This window comes from Bacillus sp. A1, assembly GCF_042296235.1.
Lineage (GTDB): Bacteria > Bacillota > Bacilli > Bacillales > Bacillaceae > Bacillus > Bacillus velezensis.
On record NZ_CP141181.1, the window covers coordinates 2,935,425 to 2,960,387 of the forward strand.

The 24,963-nt window shown below is 47.0% G+C and carries 22 protein-coding genes and 1 other annotated feature; of the genes, 8 read left to right on the forward strand and 14 right to left on the reverse strand.

From position 1 onward, the window contains the following. Positions 1–101: 101 nt before the first annotated feature. On the reverse strand, positions 102–821 hold the full coding sequence (locus tag U2H13_RS14345; RefSeq protein WP_072176855.1) for a pseudouridine synthase: 720 nt from the start codon (positions 819–821) through the stop codon (positions 102–104). A 55-nt stretch (positions 822–876) separates the two neighbouring features. Next, positions 877–2,514: a polysaccharide biosynthesis protein gene (locus U2H13_RS14350; RefSeq protein WP_021494478.1), complete on the reverse strand. Its 1,638-nt coding sequence runs from the start codon at positions 2,512–2,514 to the stop codon at positions 877–879. Positions 2,515–2,721: 207 nt separating this feature from the next. Here U2H13_RS14350 and U2H13_RS14355 point away from each other — a divergent pair, with 207 nt between their 5' ends. Both U2H13_RS14355 and U2H13_RS14360 read left to right on the forward strand, forming a co-directional pair. Then, entirely contained in the window at positions 2,722–3,987 is a 1,266-nt protein-coding gene (locus tag U2H13_RS14355) for an NAD(P)/FAD-dependent oxidoreductase (protein ID WP_376700509.1), read from the forward strand. 179 nt (positions 3,988–4,166) lie between these two features. Next, on the forward strand, positions 4,167–5,702 hold the full coding sequence (locus U2H13_RS14360) for a BCCT family transporter (protein WP_014418673.1): 1,536 nt from the start codon (positions 4,167–4,169) through the stop codon (positions 5,700–5,702). Positions 5,703–5,765: 63 nt separating this feature from the next. On the opposite strand, the gene U2H13_RS14365 is transcribed toward U2H13_RS14360, so the two are convergent. Both U2H13_RS14365 and U2H13_RS14370 read right to left on the reverse strand, forming a co-directional pair. Continuing rightward, positions 5,766–6,916 (reverse strand): IS3 family transposase gene (locus U2H13_RS14365; protein WP_376700510.1). Its coding sequence is split into 2 segments (ribosomal slippage): positions 5,766–6,643 and positions 6,643–6,916, totalling 1,152 coding nucleotides; the frame shifts between segments, so codons are not numbered across the junction. A 111-nt stretch (positions 6,917–7,027) separates the two neighbouring features. Next, positions 7,028–7,210: a sporulation protein Cse60 gene (locus U2H13_RS14370; protein WP_003152309.1), complete on the reverse strand. Its 183-nt coding sequence runs from the start codon at positions 7,208–7,210 to the stop codon at positions 7,028–7,030. Between the two features lie 200 nt (positions 7,211–7,410). Here U2H13_RS14370 and U2H13_RS14375 point away from each other — a divergent pair, with 200 nt between their 5' ends. From U2H13_RS14375 to melA, 5 genes are read left to right on the forward strand one after another with little or no spacing between them, the layout of a single operon-like run. Further along, positions 7,411–8,436, forward strand: coding sequence for a LacI family DNA-binding transcriptional regulator (locus U2H13_RS14375; protein ID WP_038459551.1), 1,026 nt, complete (start codon positions 7,411–7,413; stop codon positions 8,434–8,436). Between the two features lie 41 nt (positions 8,437–8,477). Further along, the gene (locus U2H13_RS14380) at positions 8,478–9,755 is read left to right on the forward strand and encodes an ABC transporter substrate-binding protein (RefSeq protein ID WP_021494480.1); all 1,278 of its coding nucleotides are present in this window, start codon (positions 8,478–8,480) and stop codon (positions 9,753–9,755) included. After that, positions 9,752–10,666 (forward strand): carbohydrate ABC transporter permease, encoded by a 915-nt coding sequence (locus U2H13_RS14385; protein ID WP_021494481.1) that lies wholly within the window; start codon positions 9,752–9,754, stop codon positions 10,664–10,666. Before U2H13_RS14380 ends, U2H13_RS14385 begins: the two co-directional genes overlap by 4 nt. Further along, a complete protein-coding gene (locus tag U2H13_RS14390) occupies positions 10,663–11,484 on the forward strand; it encodes a carbohydrate ABC transporter permease (protein ID WP_007408803.1) in 822 nt (273 codons plus the stop codon). Before U2H13_RS14385 ends, U2H13_RS14390 begins: the two co-directional genes overlap by 4 nt. A 22-nt stretch (positions 11,485–11,506) precedes the next feature. After that, positions 11,507–12,805 (forward strand): alpha-galactosidase MelA, encoded by a 1,299-nt coding sequence (gene melA / locus U2H13_RS14395; protein WP_021494482.1) that lies wholly within the window; start codon positions 11,507–11,509, stop codon positions 12,803–12,805. A gap of 36 nt (positions 12,806–12,841) precedes the next feature. On the opposite strand, the gene U2H13_RS14400 is transcribed toward melA, so the two are convergent. From U2H13_RS14400 to U2H13_RS14415, 4 genes are all read right to left on the reverse strand, one after another. Next, a complete protein-coding gene (locus tag U2H13_RS14400) occupies positions 12,842–13,318 on the reverse strand; it encodes a GNAT family N-acetyltransferase (protein WP_125778519.1) in 477 nt (158 codons plus the stop codon). 84 nt (positions 13,319–13,402) lie between these two features. Next, a complete protein-coding gene (locus U2H13_RS14405; RefSeq protein WP_007613212.1) occupies positions 13,403–13,714 on the reverse strand; it encodes a rhodanese-like domain-containing protein in 312 nt (103 codons plus the stop codon). Between the two features lie 116 nt (positions 13,715–13,830). Continuing rightward, a complete protein-coding gene (leuS, locus tag U2H13_RS14410; RefSeq protein WP_029974135.1) occupies positions 13,831–16,245 on the reverse strand; it encodes a leucine--tRNA ligase in 2,415 nt (804 codons plus the stop codon). Positions 16,246–16,354: 109 nt separating this feature from the next. After that, positions 16,355–16,568 (reverse strand) — a binding site (T-box leader). A 102-nt stretch (positions 16,569–16,670) separates the two neighbouring features. Further along, a complete protein-coding gene (locus U2H13_RS14415; protein WP_015418038.1) occupies positions 16,671–17,006 on the reverse strand; it encodes a DUF4257 domain-containing protein in 336 nt (111 codons plus the stop codon). A gap of 388 nt (positions 17,007–17,394) precedes the next feature. Here U2H13_RS14415 and U2H13_RS14420 point away from each other — a divergent pair, with 388 nt between their 5' ends. After that, positions 17,395–18,180 (forward strand): PAS domain-containing protein, encoded by a 786-nt coding sequence (locus U2H13_RS14420; protein WP_025649747.1) that lies wholly within the window; start codon positions 17,395–17,397, stop codon positions 18,178–18,180. A gap of 41 nt (positions 18,181–18,221) precedes the next feature. On the opposite strand, the gene U2H13_RS14425 is transcribed toward U2H13_RS14420, so the two are convergent. From U2H13_RS14425 to U2H13_RS14450, 6 genes are all read right to left on the reverse strand, one after another. Beyond that, positions 18,222–19,406, reverse strand: a complete 1,185-nt coding sequence (locus U2H13_RS14425; RefSeq protein ID WP_017418406.1) for an MFS transporter — start codon at positions 19,404–19,406, stop codon at positions 18,222–18,224. A gap of 195 nt (positions 19,407–19,601) precedes the next feature. Continuing rightward, positions 19,602–20,321 carry a TIGR02206 family membrane protein gene (locus U2H13_RS14430; RefSeq protein ID WP_128496818.1) on the reverse strand — a complete coding sequence of 240 codons (720 nt, stop codon included), beginning with the start codon at positions 20,319–20,321 and terminating at the stop codon, positions 19,602–19,604. Between the two features lie 107 nt (positions 20,322–20,428). After that, entirely contained in the window at positions 20,429–22,369 is a 1,941-nt protein-coding gene (locus U2H13_RS14435) for an FtsX-like permease family protein (RefSeq protein WP_174532444.1), read from the reverse strand. Further along, positions 22,366–23,121 carry an ABC transporter ATP-binding protein gene (locus U2H13_RS14440; protein WP_029974130.1) on the reverse strand — a complete coding sequence of 252 codons (756 nt, stop codon included), beginning with the start codon at positions 23,119–23,121 and terminating at the stop codon, positions 22,366–22,368. The genes U2H13_RS14435 and U2H13_RS14440 overlap by 4 nt, the downstream gene beginning before the upstream one ends. 102 nt (positions 23,122–23,223) lie before the next feature. Further along, positions 23,224–24,228, reverse strand: a complete 1,005-nt coding sequence (locus tag U2H13_RS14445; RefSeq protein WP_014721692.1) for a sensor histidine kinase — start codon at positions 24,226–24,228, stop codon at positions 23,224–23,226. Further along, on the reverse strand, positions 24,221–24,916 hold the full coding sequence (locus U2H13_RS14450) for a response regulator transcription factor (protein ID WP_014418686.1): 696 nt from the start codon (positions 24,914–24,916) through the stop codon (positions 24,221–24,223). Before U2H13_RS14450 ends, U2H13_RS14445 begins: the two co-directional genes overlap by 8 nt. Positions 24,917–24,963: the final 47 nt, after the last annotated feature.

Genomic DNA, 24,963 nt, shown 5'->3' on the forward strand with positions numbered 1-24,963 from the left:
GGCCTGACATGCTGCAAGGCAAAGCAGCGTCTTTGCCTTGTTTTTTGTTCCTCTATATAAAAAGCCCAAAACAAATCTGTTTTGGGCTTTTCTGATATCGATTACACTTCAGCGCCTCTCAGCGTTTCGAGCTCCTCTTCAGTCAGCTCGCGGAATTCTCCCGGTTTTAGATCCGGGTCAAGAGAAACAGCCCCCATCGAAAGCCGCTTCAAATAAGCCACTTCATTTCCGACAGCCTTTGCCATCAGCTTCACCTGATGATATTTGCCTTCTGTAATGGTCAAGTGAATCACCGTTTCATCCGGGCTTTCTGTAATGATTTCAACGGCTGCCGGCTTCGTCTTATATCCTCCTTCAATGACGACGCCTCTTTCCAGATGAATGATGTCTTCCGGTGACAGGGGTGAAGTTAACCGGACCTCATATGTTTTAGGCACATGCTTTTTCGGAGAAAGCAGGCGATGAGCGAGCTGCCCGTCATTGGTCAGAAGCAAAAAGCCTTCCGTATCCTTATCAAGACGTCCCGCCGGAAACGGTTCAAATCGCTGTTCTTCAGGCGTCAGCAGATCAACCACCGTTTGCTGGCGGCTGTCTTCGGTAGCGGACAGCACTCCTTGCGGCTTATTCATCATGACATAAATAAATTCACGATAATCTGCCGGCTCTCCGTATACCGTGATGTCCTGTTTTTCCGGATCGACATGGGTTTTCACATCTTTCGCCGGCTCTCCGTCAATCATGACAGCCCCAGCCTTGACGATTTTTTTCACATCTTTTCTTGAGCCGAATCCGCTGTTGGCAAGCAGCTTATCAAGTCTCATCCTGATCCTCTCCTTTAAAAAGAAAAGCCCGCGATAAGCGGACTATTCATTATTCTTAATGGGCGGAATGCCTGCCTCTTCTCAAAACGCGGGGCAGACGGTTTCCAAACATTTTCTGTAAAAATCCGATTCGGTACGCGGCAAACATGTACACCGCACCGCCGACAGCGGCGCAGACAAAGACGACAATCGCCGCATACACCTGGCCGCTTTGGTATGTTACAAAGAAGCTGAGCAGCCATTGAGTCAGCTTGACCGCGACTCCCATCAGGACGGACAGGACTGCGATTAAAATGACCCGTTTTATAAGTACCGTATACGAATAGCCCGCATGGCGCTTAATCATGATAAAACCGTACAGAAGAGAAGCGATATAACCGAGCGCCGTTGCCAGGATGGCCCCGTCTCCCTGAAACAGCTTGATCAGCGGCACGTTCAGCACCACTTTTATAATGACGCCGATGAAAAGGCTCACGACAGCAAATTTCTGTTTATTAATCCCTTGCAGGATCGCGGCGTTTACGGTAAACAGAGAAAACAGAATCGCGACAGGCGCGTACCAGAACAATATATCCTGTCCGATATCCGGGCGAAGACTTTCAGAGCCGTAGAAGAACGTATAGGCCGGACCCGATAACACGGACATCCCGACAACGGCGGGAATAACCAAAAACAGAATGATTTGCATCGTCTGGTTAATCTGCTGGTTCAAAAGCTTATAATTCCTGCTCGTAAACGATTCAGTAATCGTCGGAATCAGCGTCAGACCGAAAGCGGTCGCCAGAGAAACCGGGATCATAACAAGCTTCGGCACATAAAGGGTGACAATCGCAAGCATGTCCTGGCTGATATCCTTATGGCCCGCCGCAATCATCGCTTTATTAAACGTATTCGTATCGATATATGAATACAAAGGAATCGCCAGTCCGACAAATACGTAAGGAGCGGCATAACTGAAAAGCTCAATGAACATTTTTTTATAACTTAAGTTCGCAGACGGGACGAGATTCGGCTTCATCGCCAGGAGATCGCCCTTCCGCTTATTCCAGTAAATATAAAGGACGACAAGCCCTCCGAATGATCCGATCAGCGCCGCGAAAGTCGCGTATCCGACCGCGATGACAAGGCCGCCGTTGATCACTCTTAAAATCAAATACGTTGCGCCCAATAAAAAGATAATCCGGGCAAGCTGCTCCACAACCTGTGAAACGGCTGTCGGCCCCATCATCTGGTGACCTTGGAAAAAACCGCGCACAAGACTCATAATCGGCACGACCAAAAGTGCCAGACTGACCATCCGGATGACATAAACGACGTGGTCAATCGTAAGTCCGTTGTTACTCGTGCCGCCGAGAGATGTTTCCGCAAAAAACGGCGCCGAAATATAAAGAATTGAAAAAGCGATCATCCCGGTTACGAGCATAACCGACATTCCCGCTCTCAGCATCCGCCTGCTCGTCTCATAGTCTCCTTTGGAGTTATATTTCGAGACAAATTTTGAAACCGCGGCGGGAAATCCCATCGTGGCAATGTTTAAAAACAGTGTATATTGATTATATCCGTATTGAAACAAAGCTCCGCCCGTCGCTCCGACCATCGCTCCGAACGGGATCAGATAAATCATCCCTAAAATCCGCGATATATAGGTGCCGAGCGTCAGCACGAACGTGCCCCTTAACAATTTGCTTGACATGTTTCCTCATCACCATTTTCTACGAAGATTCAACTTTTCTATTTTAACACAACTGGGCAATTAGACGGTAATAATTACAGCGGGAAACTTTTTGGGAAAACCCTTTAAAAAACTAAATACGTTTAAGGATTCCCTTTCTTTCGCTATAATAGCAGAAAGCGGACATTTCCGCCTATTATACGTGAAAAAGAAAGTTGTTGATGAAATATGAAACATTATGACGTGATTGTGATCGGCGGCGGTCCGTCCGGTTTAATGGCTGCGATTGCCGCAGGCGAAGAAGGGGCGGACGTATTATTAATCGATAAAGGAAACAAGCTGGGACGGAAGCTGGCGATTTCCGGCGGCGGGCGCTGCAACGTGACCAACCGCCTCACCGTTGAAGAAATCATCAAACACATCCCCGGCAACGGCCGCTTTTTATACAGCGCGTTTTCCGAATTTAATAATGAAGATATCATCGCCTTTTTTGAAAAACTCGGCATTCAGCTGAAAGAAGAAGACCACGGGCGCATGTTCCCGGTGACGGACAAAGCGCAAAGCGTTGTCGATGCGCTTTTGAACCGATTAAAACAACTGAATGTCATCATCCGCACAAATGAAAAAATCAAAGAAGTGCGGTACGAGAACGGCAGGACAGCAGGCATTACGACAAACAATGACGAACACATTAACGCAGACGCCGTCATTATCGCGGTCGGCGGAAAATCAGTCCCGCATACCGGCAGCACCGGAGACGGCTATGCATGGGCGGAAGCGGCCGGTCATACCGTGACCGAACTCTTTCCGACGGAAGTGCCGGTTACGTCGTCAGAACCGTTTATTAAACAAAAAACACTTCAGGGGCTGTCTCTTAGAAACGCGGCCGTCAGCGTCCTGAATAAAAAAGGAAAACCAATCGTCACACACGTGATGGACATGCTGTTTACCCATTTCGGCTTGTCAGGCCCCGCCATTCTCCGCTGCAGCCAGTTTGTCGTCAAAGAACTGAAAAAGCAGCCAGAGGTCAAACTCCGCATCGATCTGTTTCCCGGCATCAACGAGGAAGAGTTATTTCAAAAGATGCACAAGGAACTGAAAGACGCACCGAAAAAAGCGCTCAAAAACGCGCTGAAGCCGTGGATGCAGGAACGGTACCTGCTTTTTCTTCTGGAACGGAACGGTCTTGATCCGCAGACAAGCTTTACGGAACTGCCGAAGGATCAATTCAGGGCTTTTGTCAAAGACTGCAAACAATTTACGGTTGCCGCTGACGGAACGCTTTCTTTGGACAAAGCGTTTGTCACAGGCGGAGGTGTTTCCGTAAAAGAGATTGAGCCGAAACAAATGGCGTCTAAAAAAATGGAAGGCTTATATTTTTGCGGAGAAATACTCGACATTCACGGCTATACCGGGGGCTACAATATCACTTCAGCCTTTGTCACGGGTCGTCTCGCCGGTTTGAATGCAGGACGTTTCTCACGCTCGTTCTAAATGGTTTAAAGCGCATTTACCTGAGCGTCCCCGTTGATAATTGACCAAAAACATGATAGAGTTTTCTGCGTTTTGTTTCACCTGATTGAGGGAATAGGAAGAAAGGAATGATCTGTAATCGTACGACCACACTAAAACAAAATGGCGTATTGAAAAAAATAGTCAGAGGGTGAGAACGTTTGAAGAAGAACATCTCCAGTGTTTTTTGGATTGTGATTGTCATCACAGCAGCTGCGGTTTTATGGGGGGCCATTTCTCCTGACAGCCTGCAGCAAGTCACTGATACGGCACAAAAATTTATTACGGATTCTTTCGGCTGGTATTATCTGCTGGTCGTTTCTATATTTGTCGGTTTCTGTCTCTTTCTCATTGTGAGTCCGATCGGCACAATAAAACTCGGAAAACCCGGGGAAAAACCGGAATTCGGCTTATTATCATGGTTTGCCATGCTTTTCAGCGCGGGCATGGGAATCGGTTTGGTATTTTACGGGGCTGCGGAACCGATCAGCCATTACGCCATCAGCTCTCCCTCAGGTGAAACAGAAACGCCCCAAGCATTTCGTGATGCGCTCCGGTACACATTTTTCCACTGGGGGCTGCACGCTTGGGCCATCTATGCGGTCGTCGCTTTATGTATCGCATATTTTCAATTCAGAAAAGACGCGCCCGGTTTGATCAGCAGCACACTGACACCGCTTTTGGGCGATAAAGTAAACGGGCCGATCGGCAAAGCAATTGACTGTATCGCGGTGTTTGCGACCGTTGTCGGTGTGGCGACAAGCTTAGGGCTCGGAGCGACTCAGATCAACGGCGGTCTGCATTATTTATTCGGCATTCCAAAAACATTTTCCATTCAGCTGATCCTGATCGCTGTCGTGACCGTGTTATTTTTGATTTCTGCGTGGAGCGGAATCGGCAAAGGGATTAAATACTTAAGCAATACCAACATGGCGCTCGCGGGTATTTTAATGATCTTTATGCTCATTGCAGGCCCGACGGTGCTGATTATGAACTCATTTACCGATTCTATCGGCCAATACATCCAAAATATCGTGCAGATGAGCTTTCGCTTGTCTCCGAATGATCCCCAAAAACGCGAATGGATTAACAGCTGGACCATTTTCTATTGGGCCTGGTGGATATCCTGGTCGCCGTTTGTCGGCATTTTTATCGCCCGTGTATCAAGGGGCCGGACGATCCGGGAATTTTTAATCGGGGTGTTGGTGACACCTTGTATATTGGCTTTCTTATGGTTTGCGATCTTCGGTGTATCCGCGATGGATCTTCAGCAGAAAGGCGTATTCAATGTCGCGGGAATGTCAACGGATACGATGCTGTTCGGCGCACTCAGCCACTATCCGCTGACAATGGTGACATCCGTATTAACGCTTGTTCTGATCGCTGTATTCTTTATTACATCAGCGGATTCAGCGACATTTGTGCTTGGAATGCAAACGTCTTACGGCTCATTAGACCCTTCAAACCGGGTGAAAATCATCTGGGGCATCATCCAGTCCGCCGTGGCAGCGGTATTATTATATTCCGGCGGTCTGGCCGCACTGCAAAACACGGCCATTCTCGCCGCGGTTCCGTTTTCAGTCGTGATCCTTCTGATGATCGTGTCTCTGTACAAGTCATTAGCGAGCGAGAGAAAAGGAATCAAACAAGCGGAGAAATACCAAAAACCGAGAAGTCCCCGCGTCAAAAAAGCATAATGCACAAAGAAGCCCGGCATTTCGGGACTGACCCCTGTTTTTGAGACAGGGATCAAAACACCTTCATACAGCCAATTGCCGATATTGTATCGGCGATTGGCTGTTTAGTTTCGTTTGAATACGAATATTGTTATAATAATGAATGTATTCTATGGCAGTGCGTTCTACGATGGTCGTCGTAGTTCGATCAATGCTGTTAAGATAGAACGTTTCAGACTTTAGTGAGGAATGAAACGATTCGATGGAGGCATTATCAGCGGGCGTCTCTTTGCGGGACATGCTCATGGTAATGCCTTTTGTTTTAACAGCTTTCTGATACTCATAAGATGTATAAACAGAACCTTGGTCACTATGTAACACGCAGTTCTCTGGCAGTGCGGGCAGCTGATCAAGTGTGTGTAAGACAAAGTCTGTGTCCTGTCTATCGCCAATTGTAAAAGCAATCACTTCTCCATTGTATAAATCCAATATACTGGAAAGATACAATTGTTTCTGCCCATAAGGCAAATATGTGATATCCGTTACTAGCTTTTCCAGAGGGCGTTCAGACTGAAAGTTTCGATCCAATATATTCTCGGCCACGGCATATGGCTGCCCATCTTTCTTGCGCTTTTTCACCTTAACCCGGCATTGCCACTGATTCTTCTGCATAATGCGCTGAACCGTTTTATGATTCACACGCATTCCCTTTTTTAATATGGCTGTGATTTTCCGATAGCCATATCGAAACTTGTGTTCTCGGCACAACGTGCCGATTTGTTTTTCTAAATGGTATTTAGGGTTATCTTTCATCAGATTCTTCTTCCAACGATAATAAGATGCTCGTGAGATACCTAAATGAATACAGATATCCTGTATGGTCATTGTGCCGCGCAATGCTTCTACAAGCTCGACTGGCGTTTCGCTATCAGCTTCCTTTCCAATTCGTTGCACTTTTTTAAAACTTCATTCTGTTGTCTCAGATAACGATTTTCTGCCTGCAGTTTCTCTAATTCGGAAGAATACTCCGGGCCTTTTCCGTAAGTGTATTGCTTTCCGACAGGCTGTTCGAATCGATGTGTATCCCCAGTCTTATGCCATCTAACCCATGTCTGAACCTGTGTCTTATTCTTAATATTCAATTCCTGCATGATCTCTTTCATAGGCACGCCTGCCAATCTCATTTCTACAGCCTTCTGTTTCACTTCAACCGGATAACTCACTCTTGTCCCCATAGAAAAAACACCTCCAAGTCTAATTTCGGCTAACAATCATCCGTTTTCAAACTTGAAGGTGTTTTTTGTTTGTCTCATCTTATGGGGTCAGTCCCTTTCGTCCGGGCTTTTTTATTTTCGGTATAAAATGAGAGCGGAAAAACAATAAAGCTGCTCACCTTCAGGATCACAGGCCGCCGCTACCGTATATTTAATATCAACGAGCTGTTCATCAGAAATCCCCTTTAAAAATGTATTGACTTCAGTCTGCAGATCCTTTTCATGCTCCTCATCAAAAACAGCTATCTTCAGCACATCACCCTCTCCTTTCTCTATCAATTTATTCCGGTTCAATTGAAATATGATAGAGAAAAACAGATTTTCTTTTTTACTGATTTTTACTAAAAGCAACCAAAAATAGTTATTGAAAACGCTTACTAACGTATGATAATATCATTTTAACAATAACCAGGTCATTTCTGTTTAGTAAATATTTAGTAAAAAGGAGATGCGAAATGGTCCGTCTCAAAGATATTGCCTTACAGGCATCTGTATCCAGCGCGACAGTATCGAGAATTTTAAATAAGGATGACTCTTTGGCCGTGACTGATGAAACAAGAGAAAAAGTTCTGAGGATCGCCGATGAGCTGGGCTATCAGCCGTCGGCAAAAAAACGGAAGAACCGCAGCCGCAGCGATTCAGCGCCCCTGATCGGCGTTGTCAGCTGCCTGTCACCCGAAGAAGAACGGCAGGATCCTTATTTTTCGGCGATCCGAAAAGGCATTGAGGAAGAATGCTTTCGGCAAAAAGTTTTTATCACATCTTCTATCCATCTCGGTTCTTTTCAAGAGCATATGTTTCACGAACTGGACGGCGTCATCGTCATCGGCAGCCTGCAAGACGAGGCGCTTACGAATATCAGCGCCGCTTTCAGGCACGCGGTATTTGTTAACGGCACACCCGATCCCGCCCGCTACGATTCCGTCAGCGTGGATTTTTATGCCGCAGCGCAGAAGGCGATAGAACATCTTCTGTCGCTCGGTTATCAGCGGCTAGGTTATATCGGCGGCCGGGAGCGGGAGCATACCGTCATAGACGGCGTAAACAGCAATAAAACGATTGAGGATAAGCGTCTGACCGCTTTCTTACAAATGGCCGGCGCCGAGCCGGAGCATGTACTGATCGGCGAATACAGCATGCACGAAGGGTTCCGGCTGATGAATGAAGCCATCAAAGGCGGAAGTCTCCCCGATGCCTTTTTTATCGCAAGTGATTCGATGGCTGTCGGCGCTTTAAAAGCCTTGCAGGAAGCCGGCCTTCAAGTCCCGCGCGATACGGCGGTTGTCAGCTTCAACGGAATTGATGAGGCAGAATACGCCAGCACGCCGTTATCAACGGTAAAAGTATACACGGAAGAGATGGGCCGGACGGGTGTCAAATTGCTTCTCGACCGTTTAAACGGCAGAACCGTCCCGCTGGCCGTGACGCTCCCCACTTCATTGATTGTCAGACAAAGCTGCGGCTCACAAGAAAGGAGGTGACGTGTCCCGCAGCGTTACTATCATATTTAAAGGAGGAAAAGATGAAACGCTTACTGGCTTTGTTTCTTTCTTTTACTTGCATGATCCTTCCCGGCTGCTCGGCAGAACAGAGCGGCGCCGGAGAAAAGCAGAAAACATTGACAGTCTATTCCACAATATCCTCAGACAGCGAACGCGCCGTATTCAGAAAGTTGGCTGATTCATTCCAAAAAGAACATCCGGACATTCAAGTAAACGTTCATTTCCCAGGCAATGACTACGAAAATATGATGAGGGTCAGAATGGCGGCCGGTGACATGCCCGATCTTTTCGACACACACGGCTGGGCCAAAATCCGCTACGGAGAATATACCGCTGACCTCAGCGGCATGTCTTGGACGAAGCGGCTCGATCCGAATTTAAACAGCATGCTCAAAGACGCCAAAGGCAGAATATACGCCTTCCCTCTGAATCAGGCAAAGGACGGACTGGCCTACAACCGCACGTTATTGGAAAAATACGGAATCAAACCGCCGGAAACAATGGATGATTTTATGAAGGCACTGAGACAGATTAAAGAAAAAAGCGGCGGAACAATCACCCCCTTTTGGTTTGCCGGCTATGAGAAAAGCTCATTTGCCCAATATTACGATCAATTCGCCGCACCGCTTCTCATCACAGATCCCGCACACCGTTACAAAAAACAGCTGTTAAACGGAACCTTCCGCTGGACACACTTCACCTATTTATCTGACAAACTGAAAGAGATGCAAAAGGAAAACCTGCTCAATATAGATGCCGTGACGGCAAAACGATCCCAGCTCATTGAACTGATGGCGCAAAACAAAATCGCCTTTACGCTGCAGGGCGGCACCCTCGGCCAAGACGTCGCTCAAATCAATCCGAAGGTAAAAGTCGGCATCATACCGACCCCGGCCGTCCACAAGGGAGACGCGCCGGTTTGGATCGGAGGCGAACGTTACACGCTGGCGGCATTCAAGGATTCCCCGCGGCTTGAAGAAGCGAAACAGTTTATCGCATTTATGGCCCGACCCGAGCATGCAAAATCAATTGCCGAAGCGACCTCGCTTCCGGCCGGATTAGTGAATGTACAAACGGACATTTTCTACGCAAATGACTATAAGCGCTATCAGCATATTAAGGTGCAGCCTTATTTTGACCGCCTTTATTTGCCGAACGGAATGTGGGATGTGATGGGAACAGCCGGGCAGGAGCTGATGGCCGATATCTTAACCCCCGCTGAAATTTCAGCGAAACTCGGCAGGGAATATAAGCGGCTCCGGCTTCAATCTGATTCACGGGGAGCTGAAAAAGAATGAGTGATCTTGCAAGAGAAACCCAAGGATTTCAACATCAAAAGCCAGTAAAACCCGCGTCACTGTGGTGGATGTACGTTCCCGCTCTTGCCACGGTTTTTATTTTCATGATTTTTCCGTTTGTCAAAGGCGCTTTTATCACATTTACAAACTGGAACGGCTTCTCACAGACGTATCAATGGGTGGGGGTCACTCAATATAAAAGGCTTTTTACAGATCCGGACACGTGGCTTGTTGTGAAAAACACTTTGCTTTACGGCATTGGAAGCACTTTTTTTCAGAATATGCTCGGACTTTTATATGCGCTGCTTTTGAATCAGAGCTTAAAAATGAAGGCGCTCACAAGAACGATCGTCTACCTGCCCGTCATTATCAGTCCGCTGATTATGGGATACATTTGGTATTTTATTTTCTCATATGACGGGGGTGCGCTGAATGATGTATTTGGCGCACTGGGAATCGGTCCTGTCAACGCCTTGGCAAGCCCTGCGGCAAACCCGTGGATTATCGTCATGATTAACACGTATCAATACGCAGGCATTGCGATGATTGTATATTTAGCGGGGCTGCAAAGCATTCCGAAAGATTATTACGAAGCCGCAAAAATGGATGGCGCTGGAGGTCTTCAGCCGTTTTTCACCATCACCCTGCCATTATTGATGCCGGCTGTCACCATCAACATGGTCATCAATATCATCGGCGGGCTGAAGCTGTTTGATGTCATTTTCGCGCTGACCGCAGGAGGGCCGGGCAATTCCTCTCAATCGATGTCGACGTTTATGTATGATTTATATTTTAAACGGCAGGATGCGGGATATGCCGCCGCCCAAGGAGTATTTATGTCCGTCATTATTCTTGTCATCAGCTTTTCGGCTCTCGTGTATTTCAAGCGAAAGGAGACGGAAATGTCATGAAAACAGCCCGAATGCGGATTTTTACGCTGTTGGCAGCCGTTATCTCGTGCGTTCATATTGTCCCCTTTTATATTTTGCTGACCACGTCATTAAAAGCAAAAGGAGACTACAGTTCAAAATGGTCGCTGCCATCCGCCTTTTCATTTCAGAATTTTCGTGAAGCATGGGAACGTGCCTCTCTCGGGCAATCCTTTCTGAACACGATTATCATTACAGCCGTTTCCGCCGCTTTGTTAATTTTCATGGGTTCGCTTGCCGCATACCCGCTCGCTAGAAGAAATACAAAGCTGAACAAAATCGTCTTCGGCCTTTTGATTTCTATCATGATCATCCCGCCTTTGACTTCCATGGTTCCTTTATACAAGATGGTCGCTGATGCGGGGCTGATCAATACGCATGCCGCAGCCATTCTCATTAATACGGCTGCATATATGCCGCTGACCGTTTTCTTATATTCAGGGTTTATCCGCTCTTCCATTCCGAAAGAGCTTGAGGAAGCCGCCAGGATGGACGGCGCGGGATTGATCAGGACTTTTTATACAATCGTGTTTCCTTTGTTGAAACCGATTACCGCAACGGTCTGCATTATTTCCTGCGTGTTTATCTGGAACGATTACCAATTTGCGATTTTCTTTTTACAAGATCAAAAGGTGCAGACATTGACCGTGGCCATGGCGGGATTCTTCGGCGAAAACGCGAACAATCTTCACTTAGTCGCCGCAGCCGCGATTATGGCGATGCTGCCGATGGTCGTATTGTTTTTGGCGCTTCAAAAATATTTTATCTCAGGGCTGTCCTCCGGGGCGGTCAAAGGCTGAGAAGAAAAGGGAGGAATTTCTGTTGAAGAAAATTACGTTTATCGGAGCGGGGAGCACGATTTTCGCAAAAAATGTACTGGGGGACTGCTTACTGACTGAAGCATTAAACGGGTTTGAATTCGCGCTTTATGATATTGACGCTGTACGGCTGAAAGAATCCCAGCTCATGCTGGAAAACATGAGAGACCGCTACAATACGAGTATATCCATCATCTCCTACGATGACCGAAAACAGGCGCTTAAACACGCCGGCTATGTGATAAACGCCATTCAGGTCGGAGGCTATAAACCCGCGACGGTTATTGACTTTGACATCCCGAAGCGGTACGGTCTCCGCCAGACGATTGCCGATACCGTCGGAATAGGCGGCATTTTCCGTTCCCTTCGCACCATCCCCGTTTTATTTGACATCGCAAAAGACATGGAAGAGGTCTGCCCGGATGCGTGGCTGTTAAACTATACAAATCCGATGGCCTCTCTGACCGGAGCGATGCTCAGACATACAAATGTCAAAACGGTCGGCCTGTGCCACAGCGTCCAGGTATGTACCAAAGATCTGTTTGACTCACTCGGCATGGATCATGAAGGTACGGAAGAACGCATTGCCGGCATCAACCACATGGCTTGGCTTTTGGAGATTAAAAAAGATGGAATTGATTTATATCCGGAAATTAAAAGACGGGCACGCGAAAAACAAAAGACGAAACATAAGGACATGGTGCGGTTTGAGCTGATGGATAAATTCGGCTGCTACGTAACGGAATCATCTGAGCATAATGCCGAATATCACCCGTATTTTATAAAAAGCCGGTATCCGGAGCTGATAGATGAACTCCAAATTCCGCTTGATGAATATCCGAGGAGATGCGCGGAACAAATCAACAATTGGGAAACGATGAGAGACGGCATCATCAACAACCAAAACCTGACGCATGAACGCTCAAAAGAATACGGTTCGAGAATTATAGAAGCGATGGAGACGGGCCGTCCGTTCACATTCGGCGGCAATGTGCTGAATACCGGGCTGATACCGAATCTGCCCGCGAAAGCGGTCGTTGAAGTGCCTTGCACAGCCGTCAAAAACCACATTATGCCGTGCTATTCGGGCGAACTTCCGGAGCAGCTCGCGGCGCTCAACAGAACAAACATTAACACACAGCTTTTAACCATCGAAGCGGCCGTTACTTTAAAAAAGGAAGCCGTATATCAGGCGGCCATGCTTGACCCGCATACGAGCGCCGAGCTTTCCATGAATGACATCATATCTTTGTGCGATGACTTATTTGAAGCGCACAAAGACCGGCTCCCGGCTTATCACTGATCATTGGCGATCCGGCCCCGGAAAGGCTGGATCGCTTTATATGTTCAGCACTAGTTTGACCGTCTGTAAGGTGTGTCCCCTAAAGTCTTCTTCAAATTCACATACCCATTGAAACCCTTTCGCTTGATAAAAGGACAAGGCGATGCGGTTCTCTTTTTCTGCATGGACATAAAGCTTTTTTACCCCGCCGGACTGCCTGATGCATTCTTTAAGGAGTGCCGTTCCTATCCCGCTTCCCTGGCAATCCGGGTCAATATAGATGGCGGTCAGCTCCGCATTTCCGTCTTTTTGAACCGGGGTGACATTTGCAAAACCGAGCACTCGCCTTTCTTCTTCTGCCACAAAGAACAGAGAATGCAAGAGCCGGCGTTCCATCATCTCATCCTGATAGGCGGATTCGAGAAACTGATCCTGAATGTGTCTGGGAATAATCCCTTCATACGTATGATGCCAGCTGCGTTCTGCGACTTGCCGGACCTGTTTGATATCGTTTGTTTTCATAGCGCGGATCATCGGTTTCACCTGATTCGCCTCCCGTTTTTTTATAAAAAAAGAAGAAAAAGACGCACGTCCCTTTTCTTCTTCCACTTCAAAGCGTTATTTCTTCGGCTTTGTTTCGCCTTCCCACTCCAGCATGCCGCCTTCAACATTAACCGTACGGAAGCCCTGCTCATGTAAATACATACAAACGTTCATGCTTCTTTTTCCGGAACGGCAGATAAATACATATTCCTTGTCCTTGTCTAACGCATCCATCTTCTCAGGGATGTCTCCCATGCGGATGTGAACGGCCTGCGGAATCATTCCTTCGGCAACTTCTTCGTCTTCTCTGACATCAATCAGATACAGCTCTTCTCCCGCTTTTAATTTTTCTTCCAGTGCGGCTGTGCTGATTTCATTTATTTTCAATGTGTGACACTCCCATTCATCTTTATGGTGTTAAGTATACCAAAGCCTGCGGTGCAATTTCTATGATAGAGGCCTGATAAAAAAGCCCCTCTCTGTAGGAGAGGGGCTTCGTCCGGTCAGTTTGCCACGATATTGACAAGCTTGCCCGGTACGGCAATGATTTTTCGGATCGTTTTTCCTTCAAGCTGGTCTTTTACTTTTTCGTCAGCTTGTGCGAGCTGTTCTAACGCTGCTTTATCAGCATCAGCCGGAACCATTAATTTCGCTTTTACTTTTCCGTTCAGCTGGACGACGATTTCCACTTCATCATCCACCAGTTTTGATTCGTCATAAGCAGGCCAAGCCTCGTATGCAATCGAACCTTCGTGCCCGAGTTTTTCCCACAGTTCTTCCGCCAAATGCGGCGCAATAGGAGAAAGCAGCTTCACAAAACCTTCGATATATTCTCTCGGCAGTTCATTCGCTTTGTAAGCTTCATTAATGAAGACCATCAGCTGAGAAATGCCCGTGTTAAAACGAAGGGCTTCGAAGTTTTCTGTCACTTTCATGACCGTTTCATGATAGGCGCGCTCAAGAGTTTCGCCCGCGCCTTCTGTCACTTTGCCCGTCAGCTCGCCGTTTTCCTCGATAAACAAACGCCATACACGGTCAAGGAAGCGGCGAGCTCCGTCAAGACCTGATTCAGACCAGGCGATAGATGCATCAAGCGGCCCCATAAACATTTCGTACAGGCGGAGCGTATCTGCTCCGTGAGACGCCACAATTTCATCCGGATTGACGACGTTTCCGCGGGATTTACTCATTTTTTCATTGTTTTCCCCTAGAATCATTCCTTGGTTATACAGCTTTTGGAACGGTTCTTTCGTCGGCACGACACCGATATCGTAGAGGAATTTATGCCAGAAACGCGCGTACAGAAGGTGAAGCACGGCATGCTCCGCTCCTCCGATGTAAATATCAACGGGCAGCCATTTATCCAGTTTCTCAGGTGAAGCGAGCTGATCCGGATTTTTCGGGTCGATAAAGCGGAGGAAATACCAGCAGCTTCCCGCCCATTGCGGCATCGTGTTCGTTTCTCTTCTGCCTTTTTTGCCCGTTTCAGGATCAGTGACTTCCACCCACTCTTTAATGTTGGCAAGCGGTGATTCACCTGTTCCGCTCGGTTTGATCTCATCGGTTTTCGGCAGAATCAGCGGCAGCTCTTCCGCAGGAACGGCTGTTGACGTGCCGTCTTCCCAATGAATAACCGGAATCGGCTCGCCCCAATAGCGCTGGCGGCTGAACAGCCAATCACGCAGGCGGTATGTCACTTTTTTCTCACCGTTTTTCGTTTCTTCAAGCCAGGCGATCATTTTTTCAATCGCTTCCGCTTTATTCAGTCCGTTCAGAAAGCCGGAATTGACATGCTCTCCGTCTCCCGTGTACGCTTCTTCTTCCGTGTTTCCGCCTTTTACGACTTCTTTGACAGGCAGGCTGAACACTTTGGCGAATTCAAAATCACGTTCATCATGCGCCGGCACGGCCATTACAGCGCCCGTTCCGTAAGAGGCGAGGACATAATCCGCTATCCAGATCGGCAGCTTTTCTCCGTTTGCAGGGTTTACGGCATATGCGCCCGTGAAGACGCCTGTTTTTGTTTTCGCAAGATCCGTCCGTTCCAGGTCACTTTTCGCCTGTACTTCTTTAACATAAGCGTCTACCGCTTCTTTTTGTTCAGGCGTCGTGATGGCCTCCACAAGCTCATGCTCAGGAGCCAGTACGGCATAAGCCGCGCCGAACAGCGTGTCCGGTCTTGTCGTAAACACCGTAAACGTGTCATCAGTGCCGTCGATCGCGAAATGCACGTTTGCGCCTTCTGAGCGTCCGATCCAGTTGCGCTGCATGTCTTTAATGCTTTCCGGCCAGTCAAGGTCTTCTAAATCTTCAAGAAGCCTGTCCGCATAAGCGGTGATTTTCAGCATCCATTGTCTCATCGGGCGGCGTTCAACCGGATGGCCGCCCCGCTCGCTTTTGCCGTCAATGACTTCTTCGTTCGCAAGCACCGTTCCGAGCGCCGGGCACCAGTTGACCGGCACTTCGTCTACGTAAGCGAGCCCTTTTTCGTACAGCTTAGTGAAGATCCATTGCGTCCACTTGTAATAGTCCGGATCAGTCGTATTGATTTCACGATCCCAATCGTAAGAAAATCCGAGTGATTGAATCTGACGGCGGAAATTATCTATATTTTGTTTTGTGAACTCAGCCGGATCATTCCCCGTGTCAAGCGCGTATTGCTCGGCAGGAAGCCCGAACGCGTCCCATCCCATCGGATGAAGCACATTGTATCCTTGCATGCGTCTCATGCGCGAAAGGATATCGGTTGCCGTATAGCCTTCCGGATGTCCGACATGAAGGCCGGCTCCTGAAGGATACGGGAACATGTCAAGCGCGTAAAACTTCGGCTTGTCATTCTCTTCACTGACGGCGAACGTTTTATGATCCAACCAGTAATTCTGCCATTTCTTTTCTATTTTTTCGTGCTGAAAACTCAACGTAAAAACCTCCTTCTGATTGAATACGGCGTATGTAGTCCAAGTATTGACGGGATGAGGAAGATTGTATTCAGATTATTCTAAAACTAAAAAAAACTCCCTCATCCCAAAAAGGGACGAGAGATTTTTGTTTCCCGCGGTACCACCCTCGTTAGCGCGCTTTTAAGCCACACTCACTTGATACTTTTAACGCAGTTATGCGTCAGCGGTTTTGCCGCTGCAACTCTGAGGCGAGTTCGGAAACAGACTTGATTGACTTGCACCGGCCGTCAACTCTCTGATTGCAAAATCTGCTTCTTACTGCTCCTCTTCACTGTTCTTATCGCTACCGTAATCTTACCTGTATTTTATAGAATTCTGTTCATAAGTGCAAGCAGGTTTGTATACAATGGGAATGTACCCGGAACGGGTCGTGAGCGGGGATATTATTTTGATGGAGGATTTTTTTGCTGGTGTGGTTTTGCTTCGGCCGAATCACTGTTTTGTTCTCTGACAAAATCAAAGCTCCTGAGAACAGCTTCTCCGCCGTAGCCTGCGATTATGGATAAGATGACGAGTTGAATTCCTGAATCGGGGTCAGCGGATAAGACAAGTAAGATGGAAGCAGCCATTCCGATAAAACCATCTTCCAAAAAACCGAGATAGATAAACCGCTTTGTCATTCTGGGTTTCTCCAGCCTGCCTCTCTTTTTCACATGACCGAGAACCCCCATGATTCCTCCAATTACACAAGCAATTATTACCTGATGCAGCATCTTCATCACCTTCCTAAAGCCCTTATTTAGTAAAGCGACTTCAGGCCATCCAGCCCCCTTACGAATACGATGATTTTCGATATCTACATACCGGCGATTGAGCAGGAAAGTAAAAAGCTTGTTTCTTCCATTATATGTGAACACATGATCGGTAAGCTTGATGCATTAGATTCATTTTTCACCCAGTGACAATGACCTAGTCACTTACTTAGCGATGATGTGCCTTCCCCTTATATATTCAGTGTATATGAGGACAAGCCCGAATGACAAATTGCAAACTTCGGCTGCTTGAATCAGAACATATGTTATGCTACGGTTACTGTAGATTCATTTAAAAAGGGGAGAAACAATGGCTGAAAAAGCGCGCAGCTTTACGGCCAAAAGGGGGTTTTACATGGCTGACTCAAATGTATTCGGAAAACCGGAGCAGCTGGAGCTTATCAAAAAGGCGCTTGATCACGCACGTATCGGCGTGGTGATTACAGACCCCTCTCTTGAGGACAATCCCATCATATATACAAATCAGGGATTTATGGATATGACAGGCTACTCTTCCGAAGAGATATTAGGTAAGAACTGCAGATTTCTGCAAAGCAAAGAAACCGACCGTCAACAAGTCGCGAAAATAAGAAAGAGCTTAAACCAGAAAGAAAAGATCACGGTGCGGCTGAAAAATGTCAAAAAAGACGGCACCCCATTTTGGAATGAACTCAACATTGATCCTCTGTATGTTGAAGACAAGCTCTATTTTGTCGGTTTTCAAAAAGACATCACAGAGCAGAAAGAATACGAAAAGCTCCTTGAGGATTCCCTCGCAGAAATCACGACACTGTCAACGCCGATTGTTCCGATCCGAAACGGCATCTCCGCTTTGCCGTTAGTGGGAAACTTAACGGAAGAACGATTTGATTCAATCGTGACAACTTTGACGGACATATTAACCGCATCTAAAGATGATTACTTAATTATAGACTTATCAGGTCTGGCCGAGGTAAACGAACAGACCGCAGACCGGATTTTCAAATTGCACCACCTGCTTAAATTAATCGGCACGGAATTGATTATCACCGGGATCAAGCCTTCCCTCGCCATGAGAATGAATCAGCTTGATGCCAGCTTTTCTTCATTAAAGACATATTTAAACGTTAAGGACGCGGTCAACGTGCTTCCGGTCGTATAAACAAAAAAATCCCGCCGAAACAGCGGGATTTTTTTATGTCGTCATCGCACTTGGACGTTTTGTTTACTAACGGTTTTCAGGCGTTTGTCGTACAGCACCGTCGCTGCGATGCTGACAACAAGAAGCACCATCAGGATCAACAGCAGCACGCTCATTCCGTACTGATCAACCAGCACGCCGCCAAGAAGCGGCCCGATCATTCTGCCGCCCGTCGCCGCACTGTTGACGAATCCTTGGTAAAACCCTTCTTTCCCCTTAGGCGCAAGCTGATTGGCAATGGTAGGCACGGCAGGCCAGACAAGCATTTCTCCGACGGTTAAAATCACCATTGCGGTGAGGTACATCGGAAATTGCTTGGCGCTGAGAAGCACGCCGAACGAGACGATAAAAATACAAAAGCCGATGACCATCTGCGTTTTTAACGCACCGGACCATTTTTTCAAAACAACTCCTATGAGAGGCTGTCCGGCGACAATTAATATTCCGTTTACGGTCCAGAGCACACTGTATAATGAAAGCGGCATACCGATGCTTTGAGTATGTGACGCAACGGTTGTGGACCACTGAGAATAGGCAATCCACCCGAGAACATACCCGCCGCTCAATATGAGAAGCGCCGTAAATTTCGTTCTGCTGCTGACAGGCTCGTAGTCCAGGACAGAAACCTGGCTCGCATTTCCGGTTTTGATATTTCGAAACCCGAAAAATACGATAAGGAAAAACAGCACATACAGCATAGCATTGGCTAAAAACACGTACGTAAACGAGTACGCCGCAACCATCCCGCCGAGTGCCGAGCCGACGGCGACACCTGCGTTCTGAGCTACATAAATCGCATTAAAAGCTCTCCGCCCGCCTTCTTTCCATACCGCTCCCGCCATGGCGTAACTGGCCGGAAACACGATACCGGAACCGAAGCCGACAATGATGAGCAGCCAAATATAAACAGGCCATTGGTGAAACAGAACGAGTCCGAGAAGACTTGCCAATGTGATCATAATGCCGAGCATAATGGATTTGAATCCGCCGATTTTATCAAACAAAAATCCGCCGCATAAATTCCCCGCCACACTGGCACCGGAATTCAGCATCAGAACAATCCCCGCAACAGTCAGCGATTTCCCTAAATGATTATGAATATAGATCGTATTCAGCGGCCACAAAAAAGATGCGCCCGTCACATTGATAAACATTCCGATGATTAATATCTTCAAAGCGCGCGGCATACCGATCCCCCTCTCTCTATAAAAAATCCCATGAAAAAACGGAAACCGCAAGCCGCGGCTCCGTATCGAACACGTTATCATAGCACATTCATTCTATCGCCGCGGACGTCTTTTTTCAACACCAGAATCTGAAAAAAATAATGCCGGAATGTTGAAAAAATTACAAATGATTGTATTCATAAAAACAGGCCGGCCTCATGCTCTTTTCCTCAGCAGCCAAAACGGAATATACAGAATGAAAAAGCTCAATATCACCGCCGCTTCCATTGATAGAAGATACCACGGCCAAGGTCCGAAAACGTTCAGAAGCGAAGCGGTCTTCGGTTTTTTCATTAAATATAGGTAATTTGCATTCAGCACACGATCAATAAAAAAGACACACGCCCCGTACAGATTTACGATCAGCACCGATACCCACAGCCCGCGCGCCGACGGCCTGTACCTTTCTGAAGCAGCCATGAATAGACAGGTAAGAAAAACACAGCCGTGAGAGACGAAAAACACGATGTACCGAAAATGCGGGAAAGAATACGCCCCTAAATCAGGTGTTGCCATCGCCTGTACGGCGCTGCCCAAACCGGCAAAATAGAGGAAGGCGAACAGTTTTTTGCTTTTTGTCATGACCATCAGCATCGCCAAATAGACGGAAAGGTCGCTCAGCTGCAGCGGCAGAGCTGTTTTCAGCGACCAGGCATGATGACATAGCAGCCATATATGATAGCTGATCTGCGACACGGCAAGGAGAATGAACAGCACATAGCGGAAAACGCGATTCGGCCGCCTCTGGTTGAGCTTTTTCCGGAACATGATCACGCCCGTCCCCAGCAATCCGATGATCAACAGCGTGAAAATGTGTTCCTTGGAAAAAAGATGAAAGGCTCCTGTTTCAGATTTCAATTGAAAATACTTCTGCATAAGGCTCCCCCGCGCGAGAAAATGACGTATGTCTATTCTTTTAAAAATCGCTTTCTTCTATTCATACAAAAAAAGCCTCCGCTTATGCGGAGGCTCCTCAACTTGTTTTACAAGGCGGATTGAATGACCTTTTTATAGTATAGCACCGACAGCATGCCGAAGATGGAGTACAGCAGCGTATACAGCGCCATGACGATGATCATCGGCGTCCACACTTCCGTTCCGAATAAAAACCATCCTGACTGAACGGCAAAATAGCTGTGGAACAGCCCGAGAACGAGCGGAATCCCGAAATGATACGCCTGCTTCCGTCGGATGCCTTTCAGCAGATCCCCCGTTGTGAAGCCGAGCTTCCGCAATATCGTGTAATCAGCCTTCTCATCCTCACACTCGCCCATTTGTTTAAAATAAAGGATACAGCCTGAGGTGATCAGAAAGGTTAATCCCAAAAAGCCGACAATAAACATGATCAGCCCCATGTTTTTCTTTTGGGTGTCAGCCGTTTCAAATTGTGAAAGCGCGCCGTCAGAATAGTGCTGCGCCTGAAACAGACCATCAGCTTTTTGGATGTCCTCTTCACGTTTGAGTGTAATGCCGAAAAACCGATTTGATTTTCCCTGGATGGACGGGTCGATATCTTTCTCGATCCGATCAAATACCTGCTGCGTGACGATAACGGTCGGCAGCCCTCCGCTTGTAAATGTATATGACAGGAGGAAGTCGTTCTTCAAGCCCTTATACGCCAGCGGTATTTTATCCGTTTTGCCGTTTATATCAATGGAACCTGACGTTTTCAGGTCGAGAAATCTTTTCATCATATCATTATATCCGGTAAACACGGCTTCTCCGTCAGAAAGCTCCGTCCCTTCTGCGTCTTTCTCGCTTATAATCGGCAGCGCCAAGCTGGACGGGTCTTGTTGAAAGCTTTTCATATCGCCGTTTATGATGTTCTTCATATTGACACCGGCTTGAATGGTCTTGATTGTTTTCACTTTGTGTTCAATTCCGTTTTTCTTCAATAAAGCGGTAAATGAGTCAGTCTCCTTTTGGTTATCAAAGGCAAAGTCCGCGGCTGTATTTTGCTCAGCCGATTTTTCCGCGGAATAGTACGAGATATAGCTTAGAGACAGCAAACCGATTGCCAGCGCCGAAAGAGTCGTAATAATCGTCAGCAGGACGGCGTTTGACTTCATCCGGAACATGATGGATGACAAAGACAGCACTTCACTGACATTCAGATATCCGCCTTTTGATTTCCGGATGAGATTTGCCAGAAAGCTGACCGAACCTTTATAAAACAGATAGGTTCCGATAATGACCGAGCCGAGAATAAACACCATTGCCGAAAACAGTTCATTCATGCTCGTAAAACTGCCTCCAAATAAATCCGCGGACACGGCATAGCCGGCGATAATGGCCCCGATACCGACAACGCCGATCGCCATCTGCACCCAAGAGAGCCGCCTTATGCCGCTTTCTGACGATGACGCGGTTTTAAATAAAGACAAAATGCTTTGCCGTTTAATAAATAAGTAATTCATCATCATAATCAGCAGGTAAATTGCCCCGAACACAATTAACGTCTGAACGAACGCCTTGCTTGAAAAAAACAGTGAGACAGAGGCTTTCACACCGACTGTATGAAACAGCATCATCATACATAATTTCGAGAGAGAAAAGCCGGCAAAAATACCGATCCAAATCGATCCGAAATACAAAATGAAATTTTCTGTGCTGAGTATGCGGAAAATGTGCATTTTCGTCATGCCGATTAATCGGAATAAGCCGATTTCCCGGCCGCGCCGTTTAATAAAAATGGTGTTGGCGTATAAAAGAAATACCGACACGATCGCCACAAGCAGTACAGAGGCGGCCCGGATTGCCGCCGCTCCTTTTATGGAGCTTTTCATTTCATCAAGCGCCGGATCGTATTGCATCGTGACAAACGCGAAATAAAGGGCGGCGCTGAACACCAGCGCAAAAACGTAAAGGTAATAGTTTTTCATATTCTTTTTCAGGTTCTGGAAGATCAAATGATGAATACTCATGCCTGAACTCCGCCCAATACACTTTGCGTTTTCATAATATCCTGAAAAAAGTCCGGTCTGTCCTGGCCGCCTTTATTCAGCTGTGTATACACACGGCCGTCTTTAATGAAAACCACACGTCCGGAATAGCTGGCGGCAACCGGATCATGCGTCACCATCACAATGGTGGCGCGGCGTTTTTGATTCAGACGGCTGAGTTTATTCAGTAAATCCATGGCAGCCTTTGAATCGAGCGCTCCGGTCGGCTCATCAGCAAAAATAATGCCCGGCTCGTGAATAACAGCTCTTGCGGCAGACGTCCGCTGTTTTTGCCCGCCGGAAATTTCACTCGGATACTTATGTCGCAAATCATAGATCCCAAGCTCCTCTGCCGTCTCGGCAAATCGCAGGTCCGCCTCTTTCTTAGACATTTTCGTAATGGATAACGGCAGGAGTATGTTTTCTTTCACGGTCAGGGTGTCCAATAAATTATAATCCTGAAAAATAAAGCCAAGATGCCGTTTTCTGAATTCGGCAAGCTGTTTTTCTTTCATGGATGTAATCTCCGTCTCATTCAGTTTAATGGTGCCCGCGCTCACTTTATCAATGGAGGAAAGCACATTCAAAAGGGTCGTTTTCCCTGATCCCGACGGGCCCATAATGCTGACGAATTCCCCTTTGTGAATCTGAAGATCAATTCCTTTCAGCACCTCTTGTCTATTCAGCTTGTTTCCGTAGCTTTTTTGTATATTGCCTGCTTCTAAAATCATCACGTTATGATTCTCCTTTTACATTGGTTATCTTTATTTTAAAAACAGAAACCGTTTTTTTCGTTTGATTAAGCGAACAAAAGAGAAAAGCATGTGACACTTTTGTCACACGCTGAACATGCTGACGGCATCGTTCTGTTTCGGAAACACCAAGGTAAAAACCGAGCCGCTTTCCGGCTCAGAGCGCACGCTGATCCGGATAAGAAGCGGAGCCGCGGCTTTTTGAGCCAAATACAGGCCCATCCCCGTTGACGCGTGATCACGCCTCATTCGCGTCGAGGTAAATCCCTTTTCAAAAATGCGCGGAAGATCTTTGGGCTCGATGCCGATGCCGCGGTCTTCGATATCCACATGCACCCGGCCGTTTTGTTCATAGCTCTTTAAGGTAATGTCATCCGCCTCACTGTATTTGACGGCATTGCTTAACAGCTGCCTGATGATGAAGGAAAGCCATTTTCCGTCACTGTGAACGTCTGGTGAATCAAGCTGAATGTCAAACCCGATCCCTTTTTGTATACACCATGATTGCAGATTTTTAATTTCTTTGAAAACGAGCGGTCTGAGCTGAATTCGCTGGAATGATAAATCATTTTCAATAAAGGACAATCGTTTCTGATGAAGCTGCTGGTCCAGGAGATGGTGAATCCGCAGCCATTCATACAGCAAAGGGGCTTTCAGCTGCTGTTCATCAAGGCGCTCGATCATGAGATGCATCGCTGTCAGCGGTGTTTTGACCTCGTGAATCCATGACATCAGATCGTCCTTTTCATGCTCTGACGCCGCCTGAAGATGAAGTGAGCTTTTTCTTAACTGCTCTGTCTGCCCTTCAATGCTTTCTTCAACGATAGACTCAAACGGACTGTCAGGCGCTTTAAGATAAGATATGTCTAAATTGGCGTCCCACTCTCTTAAGCTTTTATAATAGGCGGTCTCTTTACGATAGCGGAACAAGAGAAATACAAGAAACACAAGAAGCGACAGGTAAACGAAATACAGCACCGAAAAAAACGGAATAGACGGATCAATATATGCCGCAAAAAGGAGCACAGCCTGCTGCAAAAGAAACATCGCGATCCAGCTTTTTCTTTCGAGCAGAAATGACTTAATCATAAAGACCGTCTTCTTCCTTTGCGATGTATCCCTGCCCCACCTTGGTTTCAATCATTTTCCCGATGCCTAATTGATCGAGTTTTTTCCGCAGCCGGTTGACATTCACCGTCAGCGTATTATCACTGACGAAACGCTCATCATTCCATAGGCTTCTGATGAGTTCTTCCCGGCTGACGATTTTATTTTTCTGCTCAGCCAGCAGTTTTAAGATCAGCATTTCGTTTTTGGTCAGCTCGACCGAACCGTTTTTACGGCTGACCGTGTTGGTTTCTGTGTCAATGACCGCCCCGCACCATCTTTTCATCAGCGCCGGTTCTGTGCCGTATTGATGCACACGGCGGAACACCGCCTGTATTTTCGCGATTAACACATCAAAGTGAAAAGGCTTCTGAATAAAATCATCTGCCCCGAGCTGCATCGACATGACCATATCCGCGGGATGATCGCGCGAGGACAAAAAGAGAATCGGCACGTTTGATTGGGAGCGTATCATTCTGCACCAATGAAAGCCGTCAAATTTCGGCAGCTGTACATCAATGATCACCAAATCAGGCTTAATTTCGGAAAACTCCCGGATGACCCGGCTGAAATCTTTTATTCCGTGCACCGCAAATGACCAGCCCGTTAATCTCTCTTTCATCTCGTGAAACAAAGTGTTATCATCTTCTATTAACAAAATGTGAAACATGGTATCCGCCCTTTTCTGATAGATAGAGGAAAAACCGGCTGATGTCC

Excerpts from the sequence above, each read along its gene's own strand:
- U2H13_RS14345 (WP_072176855.1), bottom strand. The coding sequence starts at position 821 with ATGAGACTTGATAAGCTGCTTGCCAACAGCGGATTCGGCTCAAGAAAA.
- U2H13_RS14350 (WP_021494478.1), bottom strand. The coding sequence starts at position 2,514 with ATGTCAAGCAAATTGTTAAGGGGCACGTTCGTGCTGACGCTCGGCACC.
- U2H13_RS14355 (WP_376700509.1), top strand. The coding sequence starts at position 2,722 with ATGAAACATTATGACGTGATTGTGATCGGCGGCGGTCCGTCCGGTTTA.
- U2H13_RS14375 (WP_038459551.1), top strand. The coding sequence starts at position 7,411 with ATGGTCCGTCTCAAAGATATTGCCTTACAGGCATCTGTATCCAGCGCG.
- U2H13_RS14380 (WP_021494480.1), top strand. The coding sequence starts at position 8,478 with ATGAAACGCTTACTGGCTTTGTTTCTTTCTTTTACTTGCATGATCCTT.
- U2H13_RS14385 (WP_021494481.1), top strand. The coding sequence starts at position 9,752 with ATGAGTGATCTTGCAAGAGAAACCCAAGGATTTCAACATCAAAAGCCA.
- U2H13_RS14390 (WP_007408803.1), top strand. The coding sequence starts at position 10,663 with ATGAAAACAGCCCGAATGCGGATTTTTACGCTGTTGGCAGCCGTTATC.
- U2H13_RS14400 (WP_125778519.1), bottom strand. The coding sequence starts at position 13,318 with ATGATCCGCGCTATGAAAACAAACGATATCAAACAGGTCCGGCAAGTC.
- U2H13_RS14415 (WP_015418038.1), bottom strand. The coding sequence starts at position 17,006 with ATGAAGATGCTGCATCAGGTAATAATTGCTTGTGTAATTGGAGGAATC.
- U2H13_RS14420 (WP_025649747.1), top strand. The coding sequence starts at position 17,395 with ATGGCTGACTCAAATGTATTCGGAAAACCGGAGCAGCTGGAGCTTATC.
- U2H13_RS14425 (WP_017418406.1), bottom strand. The coding sequence starts at position 19,406 with ATGCCGCGCGCTTTGAAGATATTAATCATCGGAATGTTTATCAATGTG.
- U2H13_RS14430 (WP_128496818.1), bottom strand. The coding sequence starts at position 20,321 with ATGCAGAAGTATTTTCAATTGAAATCTGAAACAGGAGCCTTTCATCTT.
- U2H13_RS14435 (WP_174532444.1), bottom strand. The coding sequence starts at position 22,369 with ATGAGTATTCATCATTTGATCTTCCAGAACCTGAAAAAGAATATGAAA.
- U2H13_RS14445 (WP_014721692.1), bottom strand. The coding sequence starts at position 24,228 with ATGATTAAGTCATTTCTGCTCGAAAGAAAAAGCTGGATCGCGATGTTT.
- U2H13_RS14450 (WP_014418686.1), bottom strand. The coding sequence starts at position 24,916 with ATGTTTCACATTTTGTTAATAGAAGATGATAACACTTTGTTTCACGAG.